23 protein-coding genes are annotated in these 21,493 nt (G+C 65.3%); 7 read left to right on the top strand and 16 right to left on the bottom strand.

Translation table 11 applies throughout. The features are described from left to right. Position 1: 1 nt before the first annotated feature. From K883_RS25005 to K883_RS24960, 11 genes are all read right to left on the bottom strand, one after another. The gene (locus K883_RS25005; protein ID WP_036456140.1) at positions 2 to 1,483 is read right to left on the bottom strand and encodes a terminase TerL endonuclease subunit; all 1,482 of its coding nucleotides are present in this window, start codon (positions 1,481 to 1,483) and stop codon (positions 2 to 4) included. After that, a complete protein-coding gene (locus K883_RS27725; RefSeq protein WP_036456139.1) occupies positions 1,483 to 2,061 on the bottom strand; it encodes a hypothetical protein in 579 nt (192 codons plus the stop codon). Before K883_RS27725 ends, K883_RS25005 begins: the two co-directional genes overlap by 1 nt. A gap of 534 nt (positions 2,062 to 2,595) precedes the next feature. Continuing rightward, positions 2,596 to 2,883, bottom strand: a complete 288-nt coding sequence (locus tag K883_RS28660; RefSeq protein WP_081656344.1) for an HNH endonuclease — start codon at positions 2,881 to 2,883, stop codon at positions 2,596 to 2,598. Next, entirely contained in the window at positions 2,880 to 6,947 is a 4,068-nt protein-coding gene (locus tag K883_RS28500) for a transglycosylase family protein (protein WP_020823055.1), read from the bottom strand. The genes K883_RS28660 and K883_RS28500 overlap by 4 nt, the downstream gene beginning before the upstream one ends. Before the next feature lie 85 nt (positions 6,948 to 7,032). Further along, positions 7,033 to 7,266, bottom strand: coding sequence for a hypothetical protein (locus K883_RS24990; RefSeq protein WP_036456135.1), 234 nt, complete (start codon positions 7,264 to 7,266; stop codon positions 7,033 to 7,035). A 955-nt stretch (positions 7,267 to 8,221) separates the two neighbouring features. Further along, complete coding sequence (locus K883_RS24980; protein ID WP_036456133.1) at positions 8,222 to 8,548, bottom strand: hypothetical protein; 327 nt, start codon at positions 8,546 to 8,548, stop codon at positions 8,222 to 8,224. A gap of 75 nt (positions 8,549 to 8,623) precedes the next feature. Then, positions 8,624 to 9,211: a hypothetical protein gene (locus K883_RS27715; RefSeq protein ID WP_131820916.1), complete on the bottom strand. Its 588-nt coding sequence runs from the start codon at positions 9,209 to 9,211 to the stop codon at positions 8,624 to 8,626. After that, the gene (locus K883_RS24975) at positions 9,204 to 9,428 is read right to left on the bottom strand and encodes a hypothetical protein (RefSeq protein ID WP_020823052.1); all 225 of its coding nucleotides are present in this window, start codon (positions 9,426 to 9,428) and stop codon (positions 9,204 to 9,206) included. The genes K883_RS27715 and K883_RS24975 overlap by 8 nt, the downstream gene beginning before the upstream one ends. After that, a complete protein-coding gene (locus K883_RS24970) occupies positions 9,425 to 9,646 on the bottom strand; it encodes a helix-turn-helix transcriptional regulator (RefSeq protein ID WP_008258414.1) in 222 nt (73 codons plus the stop codon). The genes K883_RS24975 and K883_RS24970 overlap by 4 nt, the downstream gene beginning before the upstream one ends. 103 nt (positions 9,647 to 9,749) lie before the next feature. After that, the gene (locus tag K883_RS24965; protein ID WP_020823051.1) at positions 9,750 to 9,962 is read right to left on the bottom strand and encodes a helix-turn-helix domain-containing protein; all 213 of its coding nucleotides are present in this window, start codon (positions 9,960 to 9,962) and stop codon (positions 9,750 to 9,752) included. 162 nt (positions 9,963 to 10,124) lie between these two features. Continuing rightward, entirely contained in the window at positions 10,125 to 11,165 is a 1,041-nt protein-coding gene (locus K883_RS24960) for a tyrosine-type recombinase/integrase (protein ID WP_020823050.1), read from the bottom strand. A 528-nt stretch (positions 11,166 to 11,693) separates the two neighbouring features. On the opposite strand from K883_RS24960, the gene K883_RS24955 reads away from it, so the two are divergent. From K883_RS24955 to K883_RS24945, 3 genes are all read left to right on the top strand, one after another. Next, positions 11,694 to 12,140, top strand: a complete 447-nt coding sequence (locus K883_RS24955; RefSeq protein WP_036456209.1) for an SRPBCC family protein — start codon at positions 11,694 to 11,696, stop codon at positions 12,138 to 12,140. A 124-nt stretch (positions 12,141 to 12,264) separates the two neighbouring features. Then, positions 12,265 to 12,561, top strand: coding sequence for a LapA family protein (locus tag K883_RS24950; RefSeq protein WP_231504791.1), 297 nt, complete (start codon positions 12,265 to 12,267; stop codon positions 12,559 to 12,561). Between the two features lie 77 nt (positions 12,562 to 12,638). Then, positions 12,639 to 13,469 carry an enoyl-CoA hydratase/isomerase family protein gene (locus tag K883_RS24945; RefSeq protein WP_036456127.1) on the top strand — a complete coding sequence of 277 codons (831 nt, stop codon included), beginning with the start codon at positions 12,639 to 12,641 and terminating at the stop codon, positions 13,467 to 13,469. Between the two features lie 4 nt (positions 13,470 to 13,473). Here K883_RS24945 and K883_RS24940 read toward each other — a convergent pair whose 3' ends face one another. Together K883_RS24940 and K883_RS24935 are read right to left on the bottom strand one after the other, a co-directional pair. After that, the gene (locus K883_RS24940; protein WP_020823046.1) at positions 13,474 to 15,021 is read right to left on the bottom strand and encodes an AMP-binding protein; all 1,548 of its coding nucleotides are present in this window, start codon (positions 15,019 to 15,021) and stop codon (positions 13,474 to 13,476) included. 70 nt (positions 15,022 to 15,091) lie between these two features. Beyond that, positions 15,092 to 15,670, bottom strand: coding sequence for a hypothetical protein (locus K883_RS24935; RefSeq protein ID WP_020823045.1), 579 nt, complete (start codon positions 15,668 to 15,670; stop codon positions 15,092 to 15,094). 196 nt (positions 15,671 to 15,866) lie between these two features. Between K883_RS24935 and K883_RS24930 the strand changes: the two genes are divergently transcribed. Genes K883_RS24930 through K883_RS24920 form a run of 3 tightly spaced genes read left to right on the top strand, consistent with a single transcriptional unit; the run spans position 15,867 to position 18,461 of the window. Then, entirely contained in the window at positions 15,867 to 16,658 is a 792-nt protein-coding gene (locus tag K883_RS24930; protein WP_020823044.1) for an SDR family NAD(P)-dependent oxidoreductase, read from the top strand. A 35-nt stretch (positions 16,659 to 16,693) separates the two neighbouring features. After that, entirely contained in the window at positions 16,694 to 17,635 is a 942-nt protein-coding gene (locus tag K883_RS24925) for a catalase family peroxidase (RefSeq protein ID WP_020823043.1), read from the top strand. Between the two features lie 55 nt (positions 17,636 to 17,690). Beyond that, the gene (locus K883_RS24920) at positions 17,691 to 18,461 is read left to right on the top strand and encodes a sulfite exporter TauE/SafE family protein (RefSeq protein WP_036456125.1); all 771 of its coding nucleotides are present in this window, start codon (positions 17,691 to 17,693) and stop codon (positions 18,459 to 18,461) included. 26 nt (positions 18,462 to 18,487) lie between these two features. Here K883_RS24920 and K883_RS24915 read toward each other — a convergent pair whose 3' ends face one another. Continuing rightward, the gene (locus tag K883_RS24915; RefSeq protein ID WP_020823041.1) at positions 18,488 to 19,573 is read right to left on the bottom strand and encodes a glutamate--cysteine ligase; all 1,086 of its coding nucleotides are present in this window, start codon (positions 19,571 to 19,573) and stop codon (positions 18,488 to 18,490) included. Between the two features lie 32 nt (positions 19,574 to 19,605). Next, positions 19,606 to 20,043, bottom strand: a complete 438-nt coding sequence (locus tag K883_RS24910; protein WP_009952641.1) for an anti-sigma factor antagonist — start codon at positions 20,041 to 20,043, stop codon at positions 19,606 to 19,608. A 153-nt stretch (positions 20,044 to 20,196) separates the two neighbouring features. Between K883_RS24910 and K883_RS24905 the strand changes: the two genes are divergently transcribed. Then, complete coding sequence (locus K883_RS24905) at positions 20,197 to 20,814, top strand: TetR/AcrR family transcriptional regulator (RefSeq protein ID WP_036456123.1); 618 nt, start codon at positions 20,197 to 20,199, stop codon at positions 20,812 to 20,814. On the opposite strand, the gene K883_RS24900 is transcribed toward K883_RS24905, so the two are convergent. Continuing rightward, on the bottom strand, positions 20,815 to 21,486 hold the full coding sequence (locus tag K883_RS24900; protein ID WP_020823039.1) for a DedA family protein: 672 nt from the start codon (positions 21,484 to 21,486) through the stop codon (positions 20,815 to 20,817). Positions 21,487 to 21,493: the final 7 nt, after the last annotated feature.

Genomic DNA, 21,493 nt, shown 5'->3' with positions numbered 1-21,493 from the left:
GTCAGGCCCACGCGATCATTAGTGGCGGGTCCTCTTTAGTCGGATGCTGCGCGCGGTCGTTCATCATTGCCAGCGCAATAGCGGCGTCGATTTTCCCGCGGCTTTTCGCCTTCGCGAGCATGAAGCCGCGCTCATTGAATCGCGGAACAGCATTGAGTATCTGCCGCGCATATTGCGGGTCCCCGTCGTGGCTTATCTCCATGCGCTTAATCGCCTCGAATAGCGACCCAATAGCGGGCGTCATTCGCTCGACACTTTGCGGAAATTCGACCATCGGGATACCGGCGTCACTAAGCGTTTGTGCCGGCAATTCAAACAAGCGCGGATCAAATGCCACTTCGATCAGCTTGTACGTCTGATCCAGCTCGCGGATATAGGCCATAATCGCCGCGAGGTCGACCGCATCATCGGCTTTAGGCATCCAAACCTTGGCGACGGTATGCAGCAGTCCGTTGGGTCGCCTCTGGCCTATCACCAGGGCCGTGGAATCGCGTTTCAAGCCCACATCTAGGCCTGCCCAAGTGGGAGCGCCCGGGACTAGCCTGTAATCGCTTTCCAGCGCATCCCAGACCCGTTTACCGTCCGGTCCCAACCAACAGTCGGTACCCTCAACCCATTGACCCAGATGGAAGATTCTGAAATGGCCCTCCGGGGACATCTCAACGGCTGTTTCGAGCGCGTCAATCGACTGGTATCCGGCATCGAGTGCCGGGCAGGCTTGGCGCCAGGCGTCGCGGTCGCGGATATCGCAACCATCCGGCGCGGACAGCTCGGTGAAGCTGAACCCGGCCGGCGTGTGACCATCCAGAAACGCGCTGCGTAGGTGCCACAGCGCCGAACGCTCCCGATCCAGCCCTGGTGTACCGATACCCACCGTTAGGCTGCTGGCGCGCTTACCAGAGGCCAGCACTAATGCCGACCAGCTGTCCAATGGCTGGAAACCGATCTCATCGGCGATCGCCAGCGTCGGATCGAGCCCTTGCAGGCCGTCGACATCGTTGGCGATCGGAAAGCAGGTACCGCCGTTGTAGCCGACCACTAACTTTGAGTCGCCAATTGCCGTGTAACTAATGCTGCGATTGCTTAACTCGGGCTCGGCAGCCACCATTTTGGTCGCAACATCAAACACCGACCGTTTCGCCTGACCAACCGTTGTCGCCATAATCGGTACTTGGGGCTCGCCGGTCTCATTCCGGTCGAAAGTGGCCCAAACTGCGAGCGCGGCCAGCAGCGTTGATTTACCTTGCCCGCGTGGACACTGAAGAATGGCCTGCCGAATGCCCGCTTTCAGGATTTTGGCTATCCATTCCTTTTGGAATGCCGCCAGCTTCATTGGCTTGCCGTAGCCGTGGCCTTTCGGAGCGCGGCAGTAGGTCTCTATGAAGCGAATAGCCCGCTTGGCGGGCTCCGTTTCGTCCCAGTCGTACCAGGGCGGCTCAGAGGTATCCCGAAAGTGCGTCCGGGCGTTACCACCCGACGCCATCAGCAGAACTGAATTAGCCGGTAACGGTCCACCAGCTGGTGATTAATCAAACTGAACAGCTCCGGCGAATTGCCGATAGTCAAAATCCAGCGCTCCGACACGTCATCGACCCTGCGCTCCGACGGCGGCCCCGAAGCACCCCGAACACTGCCGACCTGGGCGGCCATCCTGTCGACCATTTCGAGAATTGCCGCCTGAAAATCGAATGCGTCGTCCCAGCCGTGTTCGAGCGAGACCGAGACGTTGCTGTAGCCGCGGGGCCAGGTTTTGCAGCCCGTGCGGTACAGCACCCCGGCGGCATCGGCGGACTGCTGCACTTCGCTGAGGTCGACAGCGGTGCCATCTGCGGTAATCGAGGTCAGACTGACGATATTTTGAGTCGGCAGAATCAGGCTTGACCAGCCGCTACCGTCGATTGTGATCGTTTCGGTGGTCGTCGGCGTAACGTGCCACCCTGCGTATTTGCGACAAGCGGCAGTCGCGGCATCGAGTAGGCGCTCGGTTTCCGGGTCGTCTGCATCGAGTCGCCCCTTTGTATACGAGGCCGCATCGGCAGTAGTGAGTTCACTGGTCGGCATGCACTATTACTCCAAATCCCTTATATTGCAATGACTTTGGATCACTGCGTGCATGCGAAAAGCGTTGCTATGCAGCGTGATCGGGGTCGGAGAGTTCGGAGTGGGTATCAACAGCGTTGATATACCCTCGGCACTCACCCGAGAAGCGTTGGTGTCAAACGGCTTTCGAGAGCCCAAAAATGGCCTCTGACCTGCGGTTTTTCTTTATAAGCGTGCAAATCCGGCTGCGCGTGCCCCCCGAGGCATGTGTGGCGAACTTTTAGCGAATACCATTGTGCAGCAACGTATTCCGTAGCGTACCGGATGGTCATCCGCTACCGTATGGGTTCCTCGGTGGCGTTGTGCCAAGATGCCCTGTATTGCAACGTATTTCGCATACGGAGTGAGAGCTAATACCGTTGTGTTACAACGTCTTTCGCGTTGGCATCATTCGGTATCAACCTAGATGATGGTCACTCAGGAGCGAGTATCAACGTGGCTGAGACAGCGTGCTTGATATCAGCATCGTTGATACCGTTGTGCGATGTATGCAGGTCAGGTCGTATCTCGGTCCCGGCGAGCTGAATTGCAGGGCACACACGCCGGACGTAGATTCCGCCGATCATGAGTGCCGCCCCTAGAGAGAGGCACAATGTGATCCCACGAGTTGGCGTAGCCCAGACACCGAGCGGTGAGCTTGAGCTGGCATGGGCCGCTCGGTGCTGGTAGCGACCTGTAGGCCGGGTTGTCATACGTCCTGCGGCGACGGCCCCGGTGGCATCGTTGGCACCGGGAACCGTCGCTGAGCCGGCCACACTCAAGGCATGGCCGTCGAATGGTCATAGGGCCAGCGGAGTGGATGCGCCCATCGCCCCCATATACGACAGGTCGTTGTACGTGGTCTGCGGGTTCTGACCGGGCTGTGTGGTGATGTTCAGGTCTCCGCCGATGTGCATGCCGCCGTGGTACTGGTCGCCGCCCTGCTGGCCCGGTTTGCCCTGAGCGTCTTTGCCCTGGTTCTTGTCGTCCTTCTTGCCCTGCGTTTTGCCTGCAGAAGTCCCGGTGGCGGGTTTCGCCTTCGCCAGGCCTTTGAGCACGCGCCCGAAGATGTTGTTTTGGAGACCGTCTAGGCCGCCCCCGCCGCCATCGGGATCGTGCACCCCGAAGGTCTCCTGCAAGCCCTGAACACCAATGGCGGCGTATTCGCCGACTTGCTGAATGCTGCGGTTCGCGAGCTGGATGGCGAGCTGTGCAGCTGCGCCGCCGCCCGGGAACATGCCCGCGGCCGAGGTGATCGCCGCGGCGGGCATGCCGCCGATACCGATACCGCCGCCGCCCGAGGGCTGCCAGCCGCCACCCACTGGTGAGCCCTGGGGCGTGGGGTTGCCGGTCTCAGAGAGTCCTGAGCCGGTGTTGAAGCCAGATATCTGACCAGGGAATCCCCCGCCGCCCATGGCGCCGTTGGGGCGGAATGCGGGCGCCCAATGCACCATGTCGGATTCGTCGCCATAGGTGCCGCCTGGGGTCGTGTAATAGCGGCCGGATACGTCCTGACCGCCGGCAACGCCCATCGGCTGACCGCTAGCTGTCGAGTGGATCATCTGGGCCGACAGTCCGGGATTGGCCCGCAGGTACTCGCTGAGGCGGTCCTGCTGATCCATGGGGCCGGTCACGTCGACTGCGTAGCCCGCCCGGCCCGGATTGCCGTGCAGGCTGCCGTGCGGCGTACTGCCGGCGGTCAGGCCCGGCCCACCCACGGCGTGCACAAATTGCTGCACCCATTCGGGGATAGTCGGATTGCCCTTGTCCGGGTTCATGAATAGCGGCGGTAAGCCAAGCTGCTGCAACAACGCGGTCGTGTACGTGGCCTTGTCGCCGGGCATGCTGATCGCGCTCATGCCGCCGGGCATGCCGCCGCTGTTGCCGCCGCCGAAGTAGTCGGCCAATGCCGCAGGGATGCCGCCACCGCCGCCGGAACCGCCGCTGAGGTAACTCGACGTGCCTGCGCTGGGCTGGCCGAGCTGGCCATAGTTTTGCGGCCAGAGCGACTGCGGGCCGCCGCGGGCCTGCATCGCGCGCTGGGCAACCTGGATCTGCTGATCCTTGGTCGCCATGGCCGCGTTCGGCGCGAATTGGGTGCCGCCGTACTGCGCCCAAGTGCCTTGGTCGAACTGCAGGCCGCCGTAATAACCATTGCCCGTGTTGATCGACCAGTTGCCGCCGGATTCCTTGGCCGCCAGTGCATCCCAGTTCAGGCCGCCGCCCACGGGCATCCCGCCGGCCGCCATGGGCATGCCCGCAGACGAGACCGAGGGACCGCCGGGCATTCCGGCCGGGATACCGAGCAGAGGCGAACGGCCTTGCGCGCGGTTTCTTTCGGCCAAAGCGCCCAAGGCCCCCGAGTCACCCTGGCGGTAGTTCGGGTCCGAGTCGCGGATGGCCGCCAACTGACCAAGCATCGGCGCGGCGGCCAGCTTGCCAATAAACTCGACAAGGTTCTTCGCCAGGCCTGGTAAGCCCTGCGACAGACCAAAGTCTTCATCGAGCTGAGGCCCGAGGTCTTTCATCGAGTCGCTGAAGTTTTTGTAGCCTTGGAGCTGCTTTTTGTTGGCGGCCTCCTGCGCTTGCTGAAGCTCCAACTGCGCCTTGTTGATGTCGCGCTGATCTTCAACGATCTTGTTTTTCTGCGCCTGGATCTGCTCAGCAGTGGCGTTGTTGCCTTTCTCCAACGCCAGCAAGGTCGCCTGGTCGTCCGCGAGACGATGCTTGGCCTGCATGAGAGCGCCCTCGGCGGCGTACTCACCCTGGGTCTCGCCCGGCCGCGGTCCGGCGCCGTAGGACGGGTCGAGCGGGGTGGTCACCTGCGGGAGCCCCCCCTTGCCGCCCTTGCCGGGGGCGGCAGGCACCGGAATGTTGTTCCACGGCGTGGCACCGTTGATCGATGAGCCGGCGCCGAATTGGTTGTTCGGCTTCGACGCCCACCCCGGGCCGCTCGTGGCCGGCTTGTTGTCCGGCTGGTCCGGCGGGGCAAAGCTGCCGCCGCCGCCCATGAAGCCAGGGGGCGGCCCGCCCGGCGAACCGGGGCCGATGTAGTTGCCGTTCTTGTCGTAGAGGTTGCCCTTGCCGAGACGACTCGGATGCCTTATGTCGCCCCACATTTCACGGAACGGTTGCTTAAACCAGTTCCAGTGATCCGTATCGGGCAGCGGCAGGCCGGTGTGCGACTTGAGAAAGTTATCCACGTGCGGGACCGCGGCCATTGCCCCGGCGAGCGTTCCAACCGCCGTAGTCGCCGCTGCGGCAGCCGTGCCGATCATCCCTAGTGAGCTTGCCGCGGCAGCAGAGCCCGTCTTAGCGCTGGCCGGAATGGTGACGCCAAGCATCTCCGCGACCCTGCCCAGCTGAGCGATGGTCGTCGCGACCTTCCACGCGCCCCAGGCTGCCGCGACGGTATAGATCAGGTTGGGCCAGCCCCCGATCATGTTCGCGACCGGCTGCAGATCGTTAATCAGCGTGTTGACCACATGCGAGACACCGGCAATGGCCTGAGCAACCGAGACGGCCGCGTCAACCATGCCGTGGAGTGTCGACTGAAACTCCTGCGGACTCTTATTGCCAAAGACGTCGAAGATGCGATGTCCGATATCACCGATCACGCGGCCGAGCGTCGAAGCGGCGTCGATTCCCCTTTGGATCCACTCTTGAAGTTTGCCAGACTGCTGTGCATTCTGGATGAACTGAGCGAATTTAGTTGCTAGATTAGCGATCCCGGTCGCCATGCCGGGGAGGAAATCAGATCCCACCTTAGCTATGCGGGCGAAAGCGTCAACCACTGGCCCCATCGCGGGCGCGAGGCTGCGGAAGGCCGCCACGACGTTGTTCATGAGCGAGCCGATGGCAGCGCTCGTCCCTGGCGTCTTCAGTTGGCCGGCGAAGTTCTGGAACATCTCATTCATCGCGCCGGCAACGCCCGTGGTGAGCTGGCGAATCTGCGGCATGAATTGCTTGCCGAGATCGCTCAATTGCCTTGCGACACCGCTAAATAGCGCGGTCTGCGTGATCGACTTGAGGCCATCCAGCCCTGTTACCAAGTGCTGAATCTCTAGCGCCGCTTGCTGGGCATTCGGAGCGAGGCCCGCGAGATCCTGCGCAAACTTGCGCGGGTCAGACATGTCTTTGATGGCCTTGTCGAAGCCCGACAGGCCCATCTTGAGCGTGACAAAGGCCGCGCCTCCGGCAGTTGCCGCAGCGGGCAACAGCCACAGCGCTTGGCTGGCCGTCGTGGCGGCCTCGGCCACCGACCCGAGCATCGAAAGCAGGCCGCCGCCGATGACGGCACCGGCCCGGCCGGAAGGCACGCCCGGGACGGAGGACATCACGTCGCCGAAGATGCCGCCGCCACGTCCACCGCCGCCGCCACCGCCGCCACGGCGGTGCCTGTGAGCGTCATCGATCTTCGCATCGCGAAGGCTCCGGAGCGCCTTATTCTGGCGCTGAATGGCGCGCTCAAAGTCGCCAGTGCCGCGAACAACCTCTTTGTTGGCCTGCGCCAAATCCTTGCGAGATTGGTACAACGCTTTATCGAGGGCGATGCCCTCGCGCATTCCGATGCCTGTACGGCGGGAGTCGGCGAGTCGGCGCTCCGTCTCGGCTATTGCCTGAGTCGATTCACGGACACGGCGGTTCGCGTCCTCAAGTTTCTTGTTACTTTCCGTGACCTTGGCATTGGAGTCGATGACGACGCCCGCAGCTTTCCTGATGCGGGGGCTACTCGATTCCATCTCTTTCGCAAATGCGTCGGCGGCATTGCGACCCGCCTGCCGCATTTGTTGTTCAATTTGGCGATCGACGTTGTCAACGCTGGTGCGGTTTAATTTTGTGAATACATTTACGAAAATATCGGCCAACGGAAAAACCTCGTTTAGCGGAGAAATTGAATAAGGGCCGGCCCTCGACTGAGGGGAAGGGTCGGCCCTGAAGAATGGCGGGTGATTAGTTGTTCGGCGTCGGAGCGCTCGAAATAAAGCTAGCCGCAGTGCGCAGCTCAGCGGCGCGCTCTGCGATCTGCTCGGCCGTAGGCTCTGCGATGCCCTGCGCGCGAGATAGCAGGCTCGCCAGCAATGTGTAGTATGCGTCTAGCGACAATTCACCGCGGGAATACGCAGCGACTAAATCCACGCCGGCCTGTCGGATTTGCCGAGCCTCGTCGGGGGTCACATCGGTCATGCGGTTTGATTGTCCATTCGTGGCGCGGGCGAATTTTTTCGTGAGCTATCCAGCGGGGCTGATCAACCGCGCTGATATACAGCGGTTCAGCGGTAAACGGTTCGACAGCTACCGAGCATTCGCAAGGTGAGTAGTTCCCCAACGCGACGCACAAGCCCCCCGAAGGGGGATCACCCCGAGCTGCCTAGAGGCTGCCCACCCGGCTTTCGAGCCTTCAGGTTGCGGCGCCGCCCACGGGGCGGCACTCGGGGTTGCGTGCTTGTCGGTATCGGCATTGTCGAAGTTGTCAGCGATGCCAAAACTGGAACGCATTGATAAAGAGTCATAGAGGAGCGATGCATTTGCGCTGGTCAGCGCGTCGGCTCTTAACCGTTTTGGTTAATGGCCTTAACCGTTTCGGTTAAAAAATGCATCATTCTTTAACCGTTTCGGTTAAATTTCGCACACCCCGGGATCGCTTACCATCGCAGACAGCGCAGGGGTCGTTCGGGTGCCCCTTCCACCCTCCCGTAACCACATCCTTGGGCGATACCAGGCACCGCGAAGTTGATTCATACATAAGTAGCCCGGCGTCCTTCGCCCCGGCTATGGCGCGGGATACAGACACCGGGTGTGCCTTGAGCGTCTCAGCCAACTCGCCCTTGGCGAAGCTGGCGTGACCATTCGTCCGCGTCTTGCTATAGGCCAGGAAGGCGACACGGAACCGCAGGGGGATCTGCTCATTCTTCGCGAATGCTAAGCACGTCTCCATGTTCAGTTTCACGAAATAGGGCTCATCGCTAGTGGGTTGCAATCTTGCTCATCGTTTCCGCCCGGGGGCAATCATCGGCTAGCAGCTCTTGCATGTCGGCTATCAACTGAACCGCCTCGTCGCGACTGAGCAGGATGAAACTCCGGCCCTGCTTGACGTGGACTCCACCACCGAAGCGCTTGGATAGCTGGACAGGGTTTGCGTTCACACCGCACACCCGGCCCGGCCTAGCTCATCAGCCAGCGCCACCGCCGCACGGCACAACTCAGGGTCCCGTTGCAGGGCGAGCTGCGCGCGTCCTGACTTGAAGTCCATGACGTCCGCCAGCGCCGCCGCCGCGACGAGAATGCGCTCAGCTTTGTTGAGGTCATTGACGTCAATCCCGCGAGCCTCAAGCGCCCTAAATAGCGCCATCGCCTGCCCGCGGCGGGTTTTATACTTGGTCTGCCGGCCATCATGGCATTTGCGGCATTCGCTGCCGATGAAGTCGGCAGGCGTGCGCAATTCGTGCAACTCATTCTTACAGAGCATTTTGGCGCGTTCTTTCTCCCGTATTTGTACGGTTGGTAGACATGGGTGTTCCCCGTTACTATCGGGTACAGGGGATTAAGCCCCTGACCTCGCATTCTTGCGATTCTGTGACACGATTTCCTTCCGGCATGCTTTGCACACCGGGTGCCTGCCATCGGCGGCATCGGCTTTAGGCGAAAAGCACTCCAGGCCTTTCGACCGCCCGCAAGGGCCTTTGCAGGTTTTGCGCGCCCCGACCTCGTAGGCGCCCAAGAACGTGGTGGCGGCCTTTTCCCTGCCCTTCGCGAACACTGGCCTCGCATCATCGTCGACAGGGGTGGAAAGCCCGTTGCGTTCTTCTTCGCCAGCTCGCCCCCATACCCCGTCGGGAAGGCTGGGATTTTCGCGACTCCTTTTGCGGGTATTCACGTCATCCACATCGCCGCAAAGGGTTGGTTCGATATAGTCGATATCCCCATCGACAAGCAGGCTGAAAACGGAGTCTTTCGCGTCAAAATCATTGTCGGGATCGTAATGCTGAAGATCTTCCCGGGCGATAATACCCAGCTCGTATTTCCTCTTTTCAATATCCCGGTCGACGCTGCGCTTATTCTTGCCGGCGCCTTTGTTGAGCCATTCGTTGGCCTGTGCTTCAAGGCCCTTATCTTTGCCATGCTTAGTCACTGTCATCCCCTGATCGGCCAAGTCGATCGCGCCGCCTCAAGAGGTCACTGTGGGCGGCCTCAAGCTCATCAAGTGTCAGCTCATGCAGCGGCTTGCCGGTCGTCTTCAGCAGGCTGGCGAGGGTAGTACCCAGAAAGAGATCTGCGCCGCGGTCGATCTGATCGGCCAACGCCCTGATCCGGTTACGCAACCTTGCCTTCGCCTCGATGTCGTTCACCGGGCGCCTCCCCCATCCGGCCGCTCCGTCACACCACCGCGGGCAGTCGTCGCCATCTGGTTTTCCAGCCACGCCTCGACGTCCTCGCGGCGGTATTTCACATGCCGTCCGACGCGGAAGGACCGCGGCCCCTGATCCATATAGCGCCAGTAGCGAAGTGTCCCTTCACTAACGCCGAGCAGTTGTGCGGCACCGGCCGTTGACATGATATCCATCATGATCCGCGCCCATCCTCGGCCGCGTCGTCCTCGTCATCGATGAATAGCGGGCGCACGGCGAGCCACTGCGCGTCGGTCAGGATGTACTCGTCGTCTGGGTGGGTCACAGCACGCCCCCAATCGGGCGCTGGACCGCAAGCAAGCTGTCCCGGTCAATTCGTATGGCGCGCTTGCCGAGCCGGTATCCGCTGATCCGCCCCTCGGCGAGCCATCGGCGTATAGTCTTGTGCGACAGGCCGAAAGCGGCTGCCGCCTGTGCGATACTGATGCGGACGGGAAGTGACTCCAGGTCCGTCATCGTGCCTGATGTGGTCATAGAGCAACTATTGCATCCCCATCCTGCGATCCCCGCGGTTCTAGCGGGACGAATTCCGTTGCGGGACGTAGGCATTGACACATACACCACGCGCTGACCAGCGGATAGGCGGCGGTCCAGTGACGCAAAACACGGTGTGCAGAGGTTGCAGCACCGCCGTAATTAGGTCGCGGATGTAGCTCTCGATGTTGAACTAGCTAGCGCCGACAACGCCTCGGCGATCTCGCCATCGCGGCCATCCACGGCGCCCTGATAGATCAAACTCGCCTTCGCCGTCGAGTGCCCGAGCCGGGCCATCGTCTCCGGGAGGTTCGCCACACGCGCGGTTTGGTGTCCGGCGAAGTGCCGTAGGTCGTGGATTGCCGGCCGCGGCTTCTTCTTGCCGTCGCGGCCGATCGCCGTGAGCGCGGTCCTGAAGTAGCGGCGGAAGGTTTTGTCGGACAGGTGGCAGCTGCGGTCAGGCGGAAAGACAAGGGCGTCAGGCCCTTTAGCGGCATACGCGGCCAGATGATGCTTGAGGGCGGCGCGAATGTGTGGGGGAGCGACGACCTTGCGGCCTTTCTTCGTCTTCGGGGTGTCGACAAAGCACTTCCCGTCACGGTGGACAACGCCACGCTCGACCGTGAGCAGCGCGCAGTCGGTGCTGAAGTCTTTGCGCCGTAGTTCGGTGACTTCACCCCACCGCAGGCCGCACCACGCGCTAATCAGCACCAGGGCTTTGAACCGCTCATCGATGGCGTCGGCCAACTGGCCGACCTCGGCTACGTCGAGTATCACGGCCCGTTTCTTGCTCGCGGTCCCGCCGGCCCCGGTGATCTGTACCGGGTTGGCTAGGAGGTAGCCGTCAGTGACGGCGGTCGCCAGCACCGCGTGCAGCAGCCCATACGCATGGGCGCGATATGTGGGCTTGTCGATCAGTGTTGTCGCGTGCCACTGGCGCACCGCTTGCACGGTGATGTTCCCCAGGGCGAGCTTGCCGAGCGCTGTCGGCTTGATGTGTTCCTCGAACAACCGGGTGTAGTGGCTCTGGGTGCGTGGCTTGAGGGGTTGGCCGCCCACGGTGCGCTGCTCGATCCACGTGGGCACGTAGTCCGCCAGGGTCAGGCCGTGAGCCTGTTTCTCCGCTTCCCGCTGCGCGGGCGGGGTCCAGACGTTGAGGTCGATCAGCCGCCGCTCCGCTGCCAGCCACGCCTCGCCGTCCATCTTCGCGCCGAAGGTGCCAGGCGCTTTGTGACGCGCCCCGTCAGGGCCAATATAAGAAGCGTGCCAGCGCTTGGGCGGGCGTCGGCCGCTCTGGCGCAGCCAGCCCCACCCCCGGTGCCCCTTCTTCCCGGCCACTAGATATGCCTTTCGTGGTGTTATCCGTGTGTTATGCAAAGGTCCGCTTCGGGGCTCTTGCGTCCACTACGGTCCTAGGCGTACGCTCAGTATAACAGCAGGTAGCGGACATATTATGACTGGTACAGGCTGTGCGGAGCAACTGCAGAAGCGGCTAATTCGATCCCAGCCGGGACCACACATCGACCCAGGTCACTGAGCAGTTGGCCCCCTGATCTACCTCTGCTCCCTCGCCTTCTCGCGGGATAGCGGCCTGACCCCAACCGATGTTTCCCGGTCCTGATCGCGGCCCGCTTGGTGCCCCGTGTCGGGTTACCCGCTCGGCGAGACGAAGTCGCGGCCAGCAGCCCCGAGGCCGCGCTGCGCTTGCCGGAACGCGCCCGCTGGGCCACCATGAACCGCGTGAGTAAGGTAACCCTAACTACCGTGCTGCCGATCCCCGCGGAGACCGCGGCCGCCCTGGCGCGCAAGCCCGAGCTGATGCGCCATGTGCTGAGCCCCGTGCTGCGGACCTATCGCCTCGACGTCCCCGAGCGCATCGAGGTCGGCACCCAGGGATCGGCGCGGTTCTGGTGGTTCGGCGTGATCCCCGCCTGGACCCACCACCTCACCATCAAGCGGCTCGAACCGACCGAGATCTACACCAACGAGCACGGGGGACCGGTCCGCACGTGGAACCACCGCCTGACGTTTGAACCCATCGACGAGCGCAGCTGCCGCTACACCGACGAGATCGAAACCGACGACGGCCTGCATGGCCTACTGACCCGCGCCTTCGTCCGGCTCATGTTTCGCCACCGGCATCGGCGATGGCGAAAGCTCGCGCAGATCCTGCGATAACGCGAGCGGCTTCGCGAAAAGCCCGCATCCATCAACGAATAGCCCTTCCGATCCGAACGACTATTACCCGCCCGCGCGACGGGTACAGCTGTAGAGGACGACTCACGCAACAGAGGAAGGGATCATGGGAGACACGGCTCGAGATCCGCTCGACCATCAACGGTCCAGCCGCCCGCGGGTTGGCCAAGCCCTGAAAAATCCCGCCAAAGCCCCGGGTGTGCTTCTGGTGGGGGCCGGAGTCGTGGCGTTGGCAATCTGTCTCGCGTGCTTCGCTGACGGCTGGGTTGGCGCCGGAGTCGCCGCCGCGGCGGTGTCGTTGCTGACGGCCGCGGCGGGGCTGGCGTGGCTGACGAGGGAAGCGCGCCGCCTGCGCGAGCTCGAACGCCAGCACACGAGCACCGGGAGCCGCGGCCGGCCCTGAACCCGCAATCGGGGTGGCGCCCGGCCTCGCGGATACTGTAAGAGCTACAGTAGCGGCGCCGACCCGAGAGGAGCCCCGTGCCTCAGAATCCCCCGACAGCGCCCCGCCCTCCCGAGGGAGACTGGCTGGGCACGCCCTATTTGCGCTTCGAGCGCCAGGGACCGATCGCGGTGTGCACCATCGACCGCCCCGACGCGCGCAACGCCCTGAGCCCGGCGATGTACTTCGGAATCCGTTATGCCGTAGGACGTCTCAACGAGGACCCGGATCTGGCCGGGCTGGTGCTCACCGGAACCGGCGATGTCTTCGCGCCCGGCGGTGACATGGGCGGCGGGGGAGGCGAGGACAACTGGATCACGTTCGGTTCCGCGCTGGGCATGGACGTGACGCCGTTCGACGCGGTGCGCACCTCGGCCAAGCCCATCGTCTCCGCGGTCAACGGACTCTGCCAGGGCGGCGGATTCCAGATCGCGCTGTGCAGCGACCTGTCGGTGGTGAGCGATCGGGCGACCTTCCGGGTGCCCGAGTTGTTCCGCGGCTACGCCGACACCTACTACAGCCAGATGCTCACCCGCGTCATCGGGCCGGTGCGCACCCGCGACCTCATGTTCACCGGACGGGTGCTGACCGCGGTCGAAGCCCTCGACTGGGGCCTGGTCAGCCGGGTGGTGCCGCACGAGGGCCTGCTGGACGCGGCGAAAGACCTACTCGCGCAATGCTGTCGGACCGCGCCGCGCGCCCGCGGCGTCATCAAGTCCAGCATCGACAGTTACCTCGGCCTGTATGACCGCATCGGCATGACTTCCAGCCTGTCCGACGCCGAGGCCATCGAGGGCTTCCGCTCGTTCAAACAACGCCGCTCGCCCGACTGGGTGCATCCGGAACTGCGCGTCGAGGGACGCCTATAACGCCTCATATTCCGCGGGACCGGTCTCGCCAAAACGGTTCCCGCAGCTGCGTTTTGAGGATCTTCCCGCTCGCGTTGCGGGGGAGCTCCGACACGAAATCCACGGTGCGTGGGCATTTGAAGCCCGCCAGATGCTGGCGGCAGAATTCGATGATGCCGGCGGGATCGGCCTCGCCGTCGGCCACCACGATCGCCTTGACCGACTCTCCCCAGAAGTCGTCGGGCACCCCGATCACCGCGGCATCGGCCACGGCGGGATGCTCGATGAGCACGCTTTCCACCTCGGGGCCGTACACGTTCTCACCGCCGGTGATGATCATGTCCTTCAGCCGGTCCTCGATGTAGACGTAGTCGTCGGCGTCGAGGCGCCCGACGTCGCCGGTGCGCACCCAGTCGTCGGCGGTGATCGTCTCGGCGGTCGCCTCCGGGCGGTTGAGGTACCCGGTCATGTTCTGGTTGCTGCGCACCCACACCTCACCGGACTCCCCGGGCGGCAACGAGGCGCCCGTCTCGGGGTCAACGATGCGAATCTCGCAGCCCAGCACCGCCTTTCCGGCCGAGAGCTGCAATTCGGGGCGCGCCGAATCACGGTGGTCGGCGTCGGACAGGGCCGTGACCGCGCCGCACAGCTCGGTCTGTCCGTACACCTGCACGAATTTCGTGTCCGGCCATGTCGACAGCGCCCGATGCAGCAACGGCAGCGGCATCGGCGCCGCCCCGTAGACGATGTAGCGCAGGCCGGCGATGGCGGCGGTCGCCGCCTCACCCGCCTGCAGGAACCGGGCGATCACCGGCGGCACAAAGAACGCGTGGGTGGCGCCGGCTCGCACCGCGCCGATCAGCGTCGCGGCGTCGGGTTCGCGGGTCAGGAAAGTCGGTGCGCCCGAACGGATCCCGAACAGCGCGTAGCCGATCCCGCCCACATGGAACAACGGCATGGCGACCAGGTTCGCGTCCCCGTCGGCGAACGGGAACGCCGGCGCGAGGTTCGCCGCGTGATTGACCAGCGCGCGCTGGCTGAGCAGCACGCCCTTGGGCCGTCCGGTGGTGCCCGAGCTGTAGATCACCAGCGCGGTCTCGTTCGGGTCGAGCCCCGCGTCGGCCTCGGCCGGTGACGCCGCGGCGAGCAACGATTCGTACTCCTCGCCGACCTCGATGATGCGTTCCAGGCCGGGTACCCGCTCGGCGGCCGCCTCGGCGGCGGCGCGCAGCTCGGCGCCGACCAGCAGCACGCGGGCCCCGCTGTCGGCGAGCACGTGGACGAGCTCGTCGCCGATCACCCGCCAGTTGACGACGGTGGTGACCACGCCGACGGAGGCCCCGGCGATCAGCACCTCGAGGCAGGCGGGATGGTTCTTGTCCAGGAACGCCACGCACTGGCCCCGCTCTATCCCGGCGTCGCGCAGCGCCCCCGCGGCGCGACGGATCCGCGAGCTCCACTCGGCCCACGACCACTGGCGCTCGCCGTAGCGGATCGCGATCGCCTCGGGCCGCTGTAGGGCGTGTCGTTCGACGATCCCGGCGAGCGTCTCCGCCGTGTCGGTTTGTGGCATGAACCCCTCCGCGTTCGATCTGTTCCACTCGGTAATACGGGATCGCTACGCCGTGCCCGACGGCGGGGCGTCATTCCATGGAGCCGACCATCATTCCGCCGTCGCCCGCGGCTTGGGTGGTCGCGCTGCCGCCTTGGCGGAAGTCGATGAATGCCGAGCGCCCGTTCGACGTGTTCAGCAGCTCGGTGAACGTGCCGATCACCGGAATCGTGCCCTGCGGGTTCACCACGTTGGCCGTGTAGTTGACCGACGCTTGCTGCTGAAAGTTGGGCCCCTGCAGCGGCGTGACGTCGGGAGCGGTCAATCGGTTCACACCGGCCAAGATGGCCGATGCGCCGCTCACGTACTGGTCGATGTCGCCTTGCAGAACCGCGGCGGCGTCGGTGCCGCCGGCGTGTTTGACGGTGATCCGCATCTGCGCGCTGGTGTCGGCGTTGTTCAGCGCCACCCAGTTGGGGCCGCGGTTTCCCAGTGTCCAGCCGGGTGCGGGGGTGACCGAGACGCCCTGCGCGATGGCGATCGCCTCGTCGGAGGCCAGCGCAATCTCGACGGATCCGTGGGGGCCGGCCAGGACGAACACCGCGGCCACCACCGCGCCAAGCGCCCCGAGGGCGGTGGAAAAGAACGCCTCCGGCTGAGTCGATGACATCGTTGTTCCTCACTCTCTGGGCGGCGCGGATTCGAGCGCGGTCCTATCGTCCTCCGGCGCCAGGGCCGATGTCCAAGGTGGGCTCGCTATGAGTCGATCCAGCGCGGCTATCGCAAATCCGGTATCCGCGAACTGATCCCGCGCCGGTGTGTCACCATGACGGGGCCGCCCGACCCGCCCCCGAGGAGGATCCGACATGGTGAACCCCGATCGCGCCCGCTCCCGCACCTTCGTCGTGACCGGCGCCGCCTCCGGAATCGGGCTGGCCACCGCGCGACGGTTGTTGGCCGAGGGCGGCACCGTCGTCGGCGCCGACCTGGCGGCACCGCCCGATGACCTGGGCCCGCGGTTCACCTTCGTGCCCGCCGACGTGACCGACGAGGCCGCGATCTCCGCGGTCCTGGACGCCGTGCCGGGCCGCCTCGACGGCCTCTTCCACGCCGCCGGTGTCGCCGGGGGAGGCCCGGTGCACCTGCTGGAGCGCGCCGAATGGGACCGGGTGATCGGGATCAACCTCACCGGCACCTTCCTGGTCGCCAAGGCAGCCCTGGCCAGGATGATCGACCAACCCCGCGCCGAGGGTGAGCGGGGCTCGATCGTGACCGTCGCCAGCGTCGAGGGCCTGGAGGGCACCGCGGGCGGCAGCTCCTACAACGCGGCCAAGGGCGGCGTCGTGCTGCTCACCAAGAACATCGCCCTCGACTACGGCCCGAGCGGCATCCGGGCGAACGTCATCTGTCCCGGCTTCATCGAAACCCCGATGGCGCACAGCGTGTTCAGCATTCCCGGGATGGAGGGCCCGCTCGCCTCCATCACCAAGGAGCACGCGCTGCAACGGCTGGGACGGCCCGAGGAGATCGCGGCCATGGCCGCCTTCCTGCTGTCGCCCGACGCCTCCTTCGTCAGCGGTCAGGCCCTCGCCGTCGACGGCGGCTACACGGCCGGTCGCGACCACGGGGTCGTCGAACTCTTCGGCTTTCCCAGCTGATACCACTGCGATTCAAATGCCACTAAGATTCGTCCATGAGCGGTGGATTAACCCCTGACCAAGCGATCGAGGCGATCCGGGGCGCCGGCGGCGCTCGGCCGGGCTGCCGCGCGTTGCATGCGAAGGGCACCCTGTACCGGGGCACGTTCACCGCGGCCCGCGACGCGGTAATGCTCTCGCGCGCAAGCCATCTCGACGGCTCGCCGGTGCCGGCGCTGATCCGGTTCTCCAACGGATCGGGCAACCCAAAGCAGCGCGATGGCCGGCCCGGCGTGCGTGGGATGGCGGTGAAGTTCACCCTGCCCGACGGCTCCACCACCGACGTCTCGACGCAGACCGCCCGGCTCTTCGTCTCCAGCACGCCGGACGGCTTCATCGATCTGCTCAAGGCGATGCGGCCCGGCCTGACGACGCCGCTGCGCATGGGCAAGCACCTGCTCACCCACCCGCGGCTGCTCGGCGCGTTGCCCATCCTGCGGGAGGCCAACCGGATCCCGGCGAGCTATGCCACCACCGAATACCACGGCCTGCACGCGTTCCGCTGGGTCGCCGCCGACGGCAGCGCCAGATTCGTTCGCTACCACCTGGTTCCGATCGCGGCCGAGGAGTACCTGTCGGTGTCGGACGCCCACGGCAAGGATCCGGACTTCCTCACCGACGAGCTGGCGACGCGGCTGGACTCTGGGCCGGTGCGGTTCGACTTCCGGGTGCAGATCGCCGGGCCCACCGACTCCACGGTGGACCCGTCGTCGGCCTGGCAGAGCACCCAGATCGTCACCGTCGGCTCCCTGCAGATCACCGGTCTGGACACCGAGCGCGAACACGGCGGCGACATCGTGGTGTTCGACCCGATGCGGGTGACCGACGGCATCGAACCCTCCGACGATCCGGTCCTGCATTTCCGGACGCTGGCCTATTCGGCGTCGGTCAAGCTGCGCACCGGGGTCGAGCGCGGCGCCGAAGCCCCGCCCGCCTGAACATGCGTCGAAATCGGCGGCAGGCTAAGGTTTTTCTTCGGTGTCGCCATTTCAGATGTTCCTCATATGCCTGGCCGGACTGGCGGCCGGGGCGATCAACGCGCTGGTCGGCTCCGGCACCCTGATCACCTTCCCGACGCTGGTTGCGCTCGGCTTTCCACCCGTGACGGCCACCATGTCGAACGCGACGGGCCTGGTCGCCGGCAGCGTGTCGGCGACCTGGGGCTATCGCGCCGAGTTGCGCGGTCAGTGGGATCGGTTGCGCTGGCAGCTGCCGGCTTCGCTGGCCGGCGCGACGCTGGGCGCCTATCTGCTGTTGCATCTGCCCGAGAAGGTGTTCGCCGAGATCGTGCCCGTGCTGCTGGTGCTGGCGCTGGCGCTGGTGGTGATCGGGCCGCGGATCCAGGCGTGGACCGGCCGGCGCGCCGCGCAGGCGGGCCGCTCACCCGAGCATGTCCCGCCGGGGCGGATGGCGATGCTGGTGCTGGGCACCTTCGCCGTCGGCGTCTACGGCGGCTATTTCACCGCCGCCCAGGGCATTTTGCTGGTCGGGCTGATGGGGGCGTTGCTGCCGGAGTCGGTGCAACGCATGAACGCCGCCAAAAACCTCCTGGCCCTGGTGGTGAATGTGGTTGCCGCCGTTGCATATACGGCCGCGGCGTTCGACCGGATCAGCTGGCCGGCCGCCGGGCTGATCGCGGCGGGCTCGCTGGTCGGTGGCCTGCTCGGGGCGCGTTACGGGCGCCGGCTATCGGGCAACGCGTTGCGCGCCATCATCGTGGTCGTGGGCCTGATCGGACTGTATCGGCTGCTCGCGGTGGCCTGACGAGAAGTGTTGTGCGGCAACGAGGCTCAACTCAGCGTGGCCGCTGCGGCTTCGGCGATGACGTCCGCCACCTCGCCGCGTCGGCGCCACGCCCGCAGCTGCCGCATCGCCCCATTGCCTAGCGTCGCGACGCGGTCGAGTTCATGGACGACGTGCCGGTATTCCCCCAGTGACTCGAGCGCCGGGCGGACCCGTTGCACGAGCGTTCCCAGTTGCTCACGCGCCGGCACCGCCCCGCGGCCGTGGATCAGATCGAGTGTGTGCCCGGACAACCCGTCGTGCGCGGCCTTCCAATACGCCGCGCGCAGCGCGCCGGGCGGCAGCCGGCGGGCGTCGTCGGGTGAGTCGAGCGCCGTCATCACGGCGGCCCTGATCAACGTGGCCAGCAGCACGGTCTCGTCGACCGTGGCGGGCACGTCGGCCACGCGGACCTCCACCGTCGGGAACTCCGCCGAAGGGCGCACGTCCCAATAGATCATGTCCTTGTCGAGGATCACCCCGGTGTCGACCAGCATGCGTACCGCGTCGTCGTATTCGTCGGGCGAGGCGAAAAACGGCGGCGCTCCCGCGGCCGGCCAGCGCCGCCACAGCACGCTGCGCCAGCTCGCGTAGCCGGTGTCGGCGTTGCGGTACACCCGCGAATTGGCCGACAGCGCAAGCAATGACGGCAGCCACGGCCGCAGCCAGTTGCTGACATGGATGGCCGCGGCACGGTCGGGCACCTGCACATGCACGTGGCATCCGCAGATGCCCTGCTCGTGGGCGATCATCCCGAACTCGTCGCCGATCCGCCGGTAGCGCGGCGTGTCGGTGACCGGGAACGCGTGCGGGGTGGCCGGCGGAAGCCCGCAGGCCAGCAGCTGGACGCCGACGGATTGCGCGGCCTGCGCCGCGGCGCGTCGCAGCCGGCGCAGTTCCTCACCGAGGTCGGCGGCGCTCGCCGCCACGTCGGAAGTGGTTTCCACCTGGCAGCTGCTCAGTTCCAGCTGCAGCGCGACGCCGCGCCGCTCGGCCTCGGCCGCCACGGCGGCGTTACGGGGGGACGGCTCACCGGTTCGCGGGTCGACGAGGAGAAACTCTTCCTCCGCGCCGACGGTGGGATGGCCGCTCATTCAGCCGATTACGGCCGAGCAGTGCCGTGTGGTTACCAGCGCGCGGCCGCGGACAACGCGGAGTCGACGGTGGGGTAGATGGGCAGCACGCCGCCGAGCCCGCACGCGTCGATGATGCGGGCCACGATCGGTTCGCAGCTCACCAACCGCAGATCGATGCCGCGTTTCTGGCAGCGCTTCGCCTCGTCGGCGAGCACCGCGAACGCGCAGCAGCCCATGAACTCGAGCCCGGTGACGTCGACGACGAACGGGCCGGGCGCGGTGACGACGCCGGCCGCCTCGCTGACCAGGTGGCGCCAGGTGTGCTCGTTGCACGCGTCGATCTCGCCCCCCGCGTAGATCAGCACCGCCGGGCCGCAGCGATCGGCGGTCGCCCGTAGCGTGCTGTGGGGATCGCCCAGCTCATACACCAGCTTGGTGCTCAGCATGAGGTGAGTGGTGGGCAATTGTTCCGCAATGGCTGAGTTCATGATGGACCCCCTGATCGACCGGCGTCCGAGACGCCGCGAGGATGCCCGTCCTATTGTCTGAAGACAGACTGTTCGCGGATGCGAATCTCATTTGTATAACGAGACAGGGCGGTCTGTCTACGGGTCCGGGGCTAAGAGTACGGTAAGGCCCGTATGACAACCTCCGATGTCGGGACGCCTGCCGCGTCGGCGCGTGAACGCGTGCTGACCGCGGCATATGAGCTGTTCAGCCGCCGCGGCATCCGCGCCGTGGGCACCGACGAGGTGATCGCACGGGCCGGTGTCGCCAGGGCGACGCTGTACCGCCATTTCTCCACCAAGACCGACCTGGTGCTGGCCGTGCTGCAGCGCCGCGAGGAGCTCTGGACGCACGGTTTGATCGAGGAGCAGTCGCGGCAGCGCGGTACCACCCCCGAGGAACAGTTGCTGGCGATCTTCGACGTCATGCACGACTGGTTCCAGCTCCGTGACGGATACGAAGGCTGCTCGTTCATCCACGTGCTGCTTGAAGTCGGGCCGGACCATCCGGCCGGACGGGCCTGCATCACCCACATCGACCACGTCCGCGACATCGTGCGCGGCCGCGCGATCGCGGCGGGGTTGACCGACATCGAAGACTTCGCCTCGTCGTGGCACATCCTGATGAAGGGCGCCATCATCCTCGCCGCCGTCGGGGACCTCGACGCGGCGAAACGCGCCCGCCGGATGGCCCGCGCCCTGATCGACGAACACCGGCCGCCGCTGGTGGCGGACACCGGCGAGGCCGTTTAGTCAGACCGTGTCGGATTGCGTGGCGGCCTCCGCGGTCTTGCGGTGATGCTCGGCCTCCAATTTGGCAATCGCCCGTGATGTGCGCTCGCGCAACAGGATTGCCGCCGTGAGACCGGCCACCACGGCGACCACCAGCCCGATCCAGGAGAACCGCTCCAGCCAGCGTTCGGCCGCGATGCCGGCGAAGTACACCAGCGCGGTCGTGCCACCCGCCCAGCAGATGGCGCCCGAGACGTTGGCCGCCAGGAACCGCGGATAGTGCATCTTCAACGCACCCGCCAGCGGCCCGGCCAGAATCCGCAACAGCGCGATGAACCGACCCAGGAAGACGGCCCGCGCGCCCCACCGGTTGAACAGCTTCTCGGCGAGCGCGACGTGTCCGGGACCGAAATGCTTGGGGAATCGCCGGCCGAGCCGGTCGAAGAGCGGCATGCCGAAGCGGCGCCCGATCGCGTACCCGATCGAATCTCCGATCACCGCGCCGATCACCGCGGCGGCGCCGACCCCGATCGGATTGACGGCCAGGTCGTGATGCGACGACATCAGGGCCGCGGTCACCAACACGATCTCGCCCGGCAGCGGGATGCCCAGGCTCTCGATCCCGACCACACCGCCGACCACCACGTAGACCGCGAGCGGCGGGATCGAGTGCAGCAAGGGCTCCACATTCATGCGTCAA

The sequence above is a fragment of the Mycobacterium sp. TKK-01-0059 genome (assembly GCF_000709305.1).
In the GTDB taxonomy this organism is placed as follows: domain Bacteria; phylum Actinomycetota; class Actinomycetes; order Mycobacteriales; family Mycobacteriaceae; genus Mycobacterium; species Mycobacterium intracellulare.
Note: the sequence above shows the minus strand (reverse complement) of the source record. Positions and strands in the feature narration are given on the sequence as shown.

Coding starts and splice junctions, on each gene's coding strand:
- K883_RS24935 (WP_020823045.1), bottom strand. CDS start 15,670: ATGTCATCGACTCAGCCGGAGGCGTTCTTTTCCACCGCCCTCGGGGCG.
- K883_RS24910 (WP_009952641.1), bottom strand. CDS start 20,043: ATGAACTCAGCCATTGCGGAACAATTGCCCACCACTCACCTCATGCTG.
- K883_RS24930 (WP_020823044.1), top strand. CDS start 15,867: ATGGTGAACCCCGATCGCGCCCGCTCCCGCACCTTCGTCGTGACCGGC.
- K883_RS24900 (WP_020823039.1), bottom strand. CDS start 21,486: ATGAATGTGGAGCCCTTGCTGCACTCGATCCCGCCGCTCGCGGTCTAC.
- K883_RS24965 (WP_020823051.1), bottom strand. CDS start 9,962: ATGACCACATCAGGCACGATGACGGACCTGGAGTCACTTCCCGTCCGC.
- K883_RS25005 (WP_036456140.1), bottom strand. CDS start 1,483: ATGGCGTCGGGTGGTAACGCCCGGACGCACTTTCGGGATACCTCTGAG.
- K883_RS24940 (WP_020823046.1), bottom strand. CDS start 15,021: ATGCCACAAACCGACACGGCGGAGACGCTCGCCGGGATCGTCGAACGA.
- K883_RS24950 (WP_231504791.1), top strand. CDS start 12,265: ATGGGAGACACGGCTCGAGATCCGCTCGACCATCAACGGTCCAGCCGC.
- K883_RS24955 (WP_036456209.1), top strand. CDS start 11,694: ATGAACCGCGTGAGTAAGGTAACCCTAACTACCGTGCTGCCGATCCCC.
- K883_RS24925 (WP_020823043.1), top strand. CDS start 16,694: ATGAGCGGTGGATTAACCCCTGACCAAGCGATCGAGGCGATCCGGGGC.
- K883_RS24970 (WP_008258414.1), bottom strand. CDS start 9,646: ATGATGGATATCATGTCAACGGCCGGTGCCGCACAACTGCTCGGCGTT.
- K883_RS27725 (WP_036456139.1), bottom strand. CDS start 2,061: ATGCCGACCAGTGAACTCACTACTGCCGATGCGGCCTCGTATACAAAG.
- K883_RS24980 (WP_036456133.1), bottom strand. CDS start 8,548: ATGCTCTGTAAGAATGAGTTGCACGAATTGCGCACGCCTGCCGACTTC.
- K883_RS24905 (WP_036456123.1), top strand. CDS start 20,197: ATGACAACCTCCGATGTCGGGACGCCTGCCGCGTCGGCGCGTGAACGC.
- K883_RS24915 (WP_020823041.1), bottom strand. CDS start 19,573: ATGAGCGGCCATCCCACCGTCGGCGCGGAGGAAGAGTTTCTCCTCGTC.
- K883_RS28660 (WP_081656344.1), bottom strand. CDS start 2,883: ATGACCATTCGACGGCCATGCCTTGAGTGTGGCCGGCTCAGCGACGGT.
- K883_RS24960 (WP_020823050.1), bottom strand. CDS start 11,165: ATGGACGGCGAGGCGTGGCTGGCAGCGGAGCGGCGGCTGATCGACCTC.
- K883_RS24920 (WP_036456125.1), top strand. CDS start 17,691: ATGTTCCTCATATGCCTGGCCGGACTGGCGGCCGGGGCGATCAACGCG.
- K883_RS24990 (WP_036456135.1), bottom strand. CDS start 7,266: ATGACCGATGTGACCCCCGACGAGGCTCGGCAAATCCGACAGGCCGGC.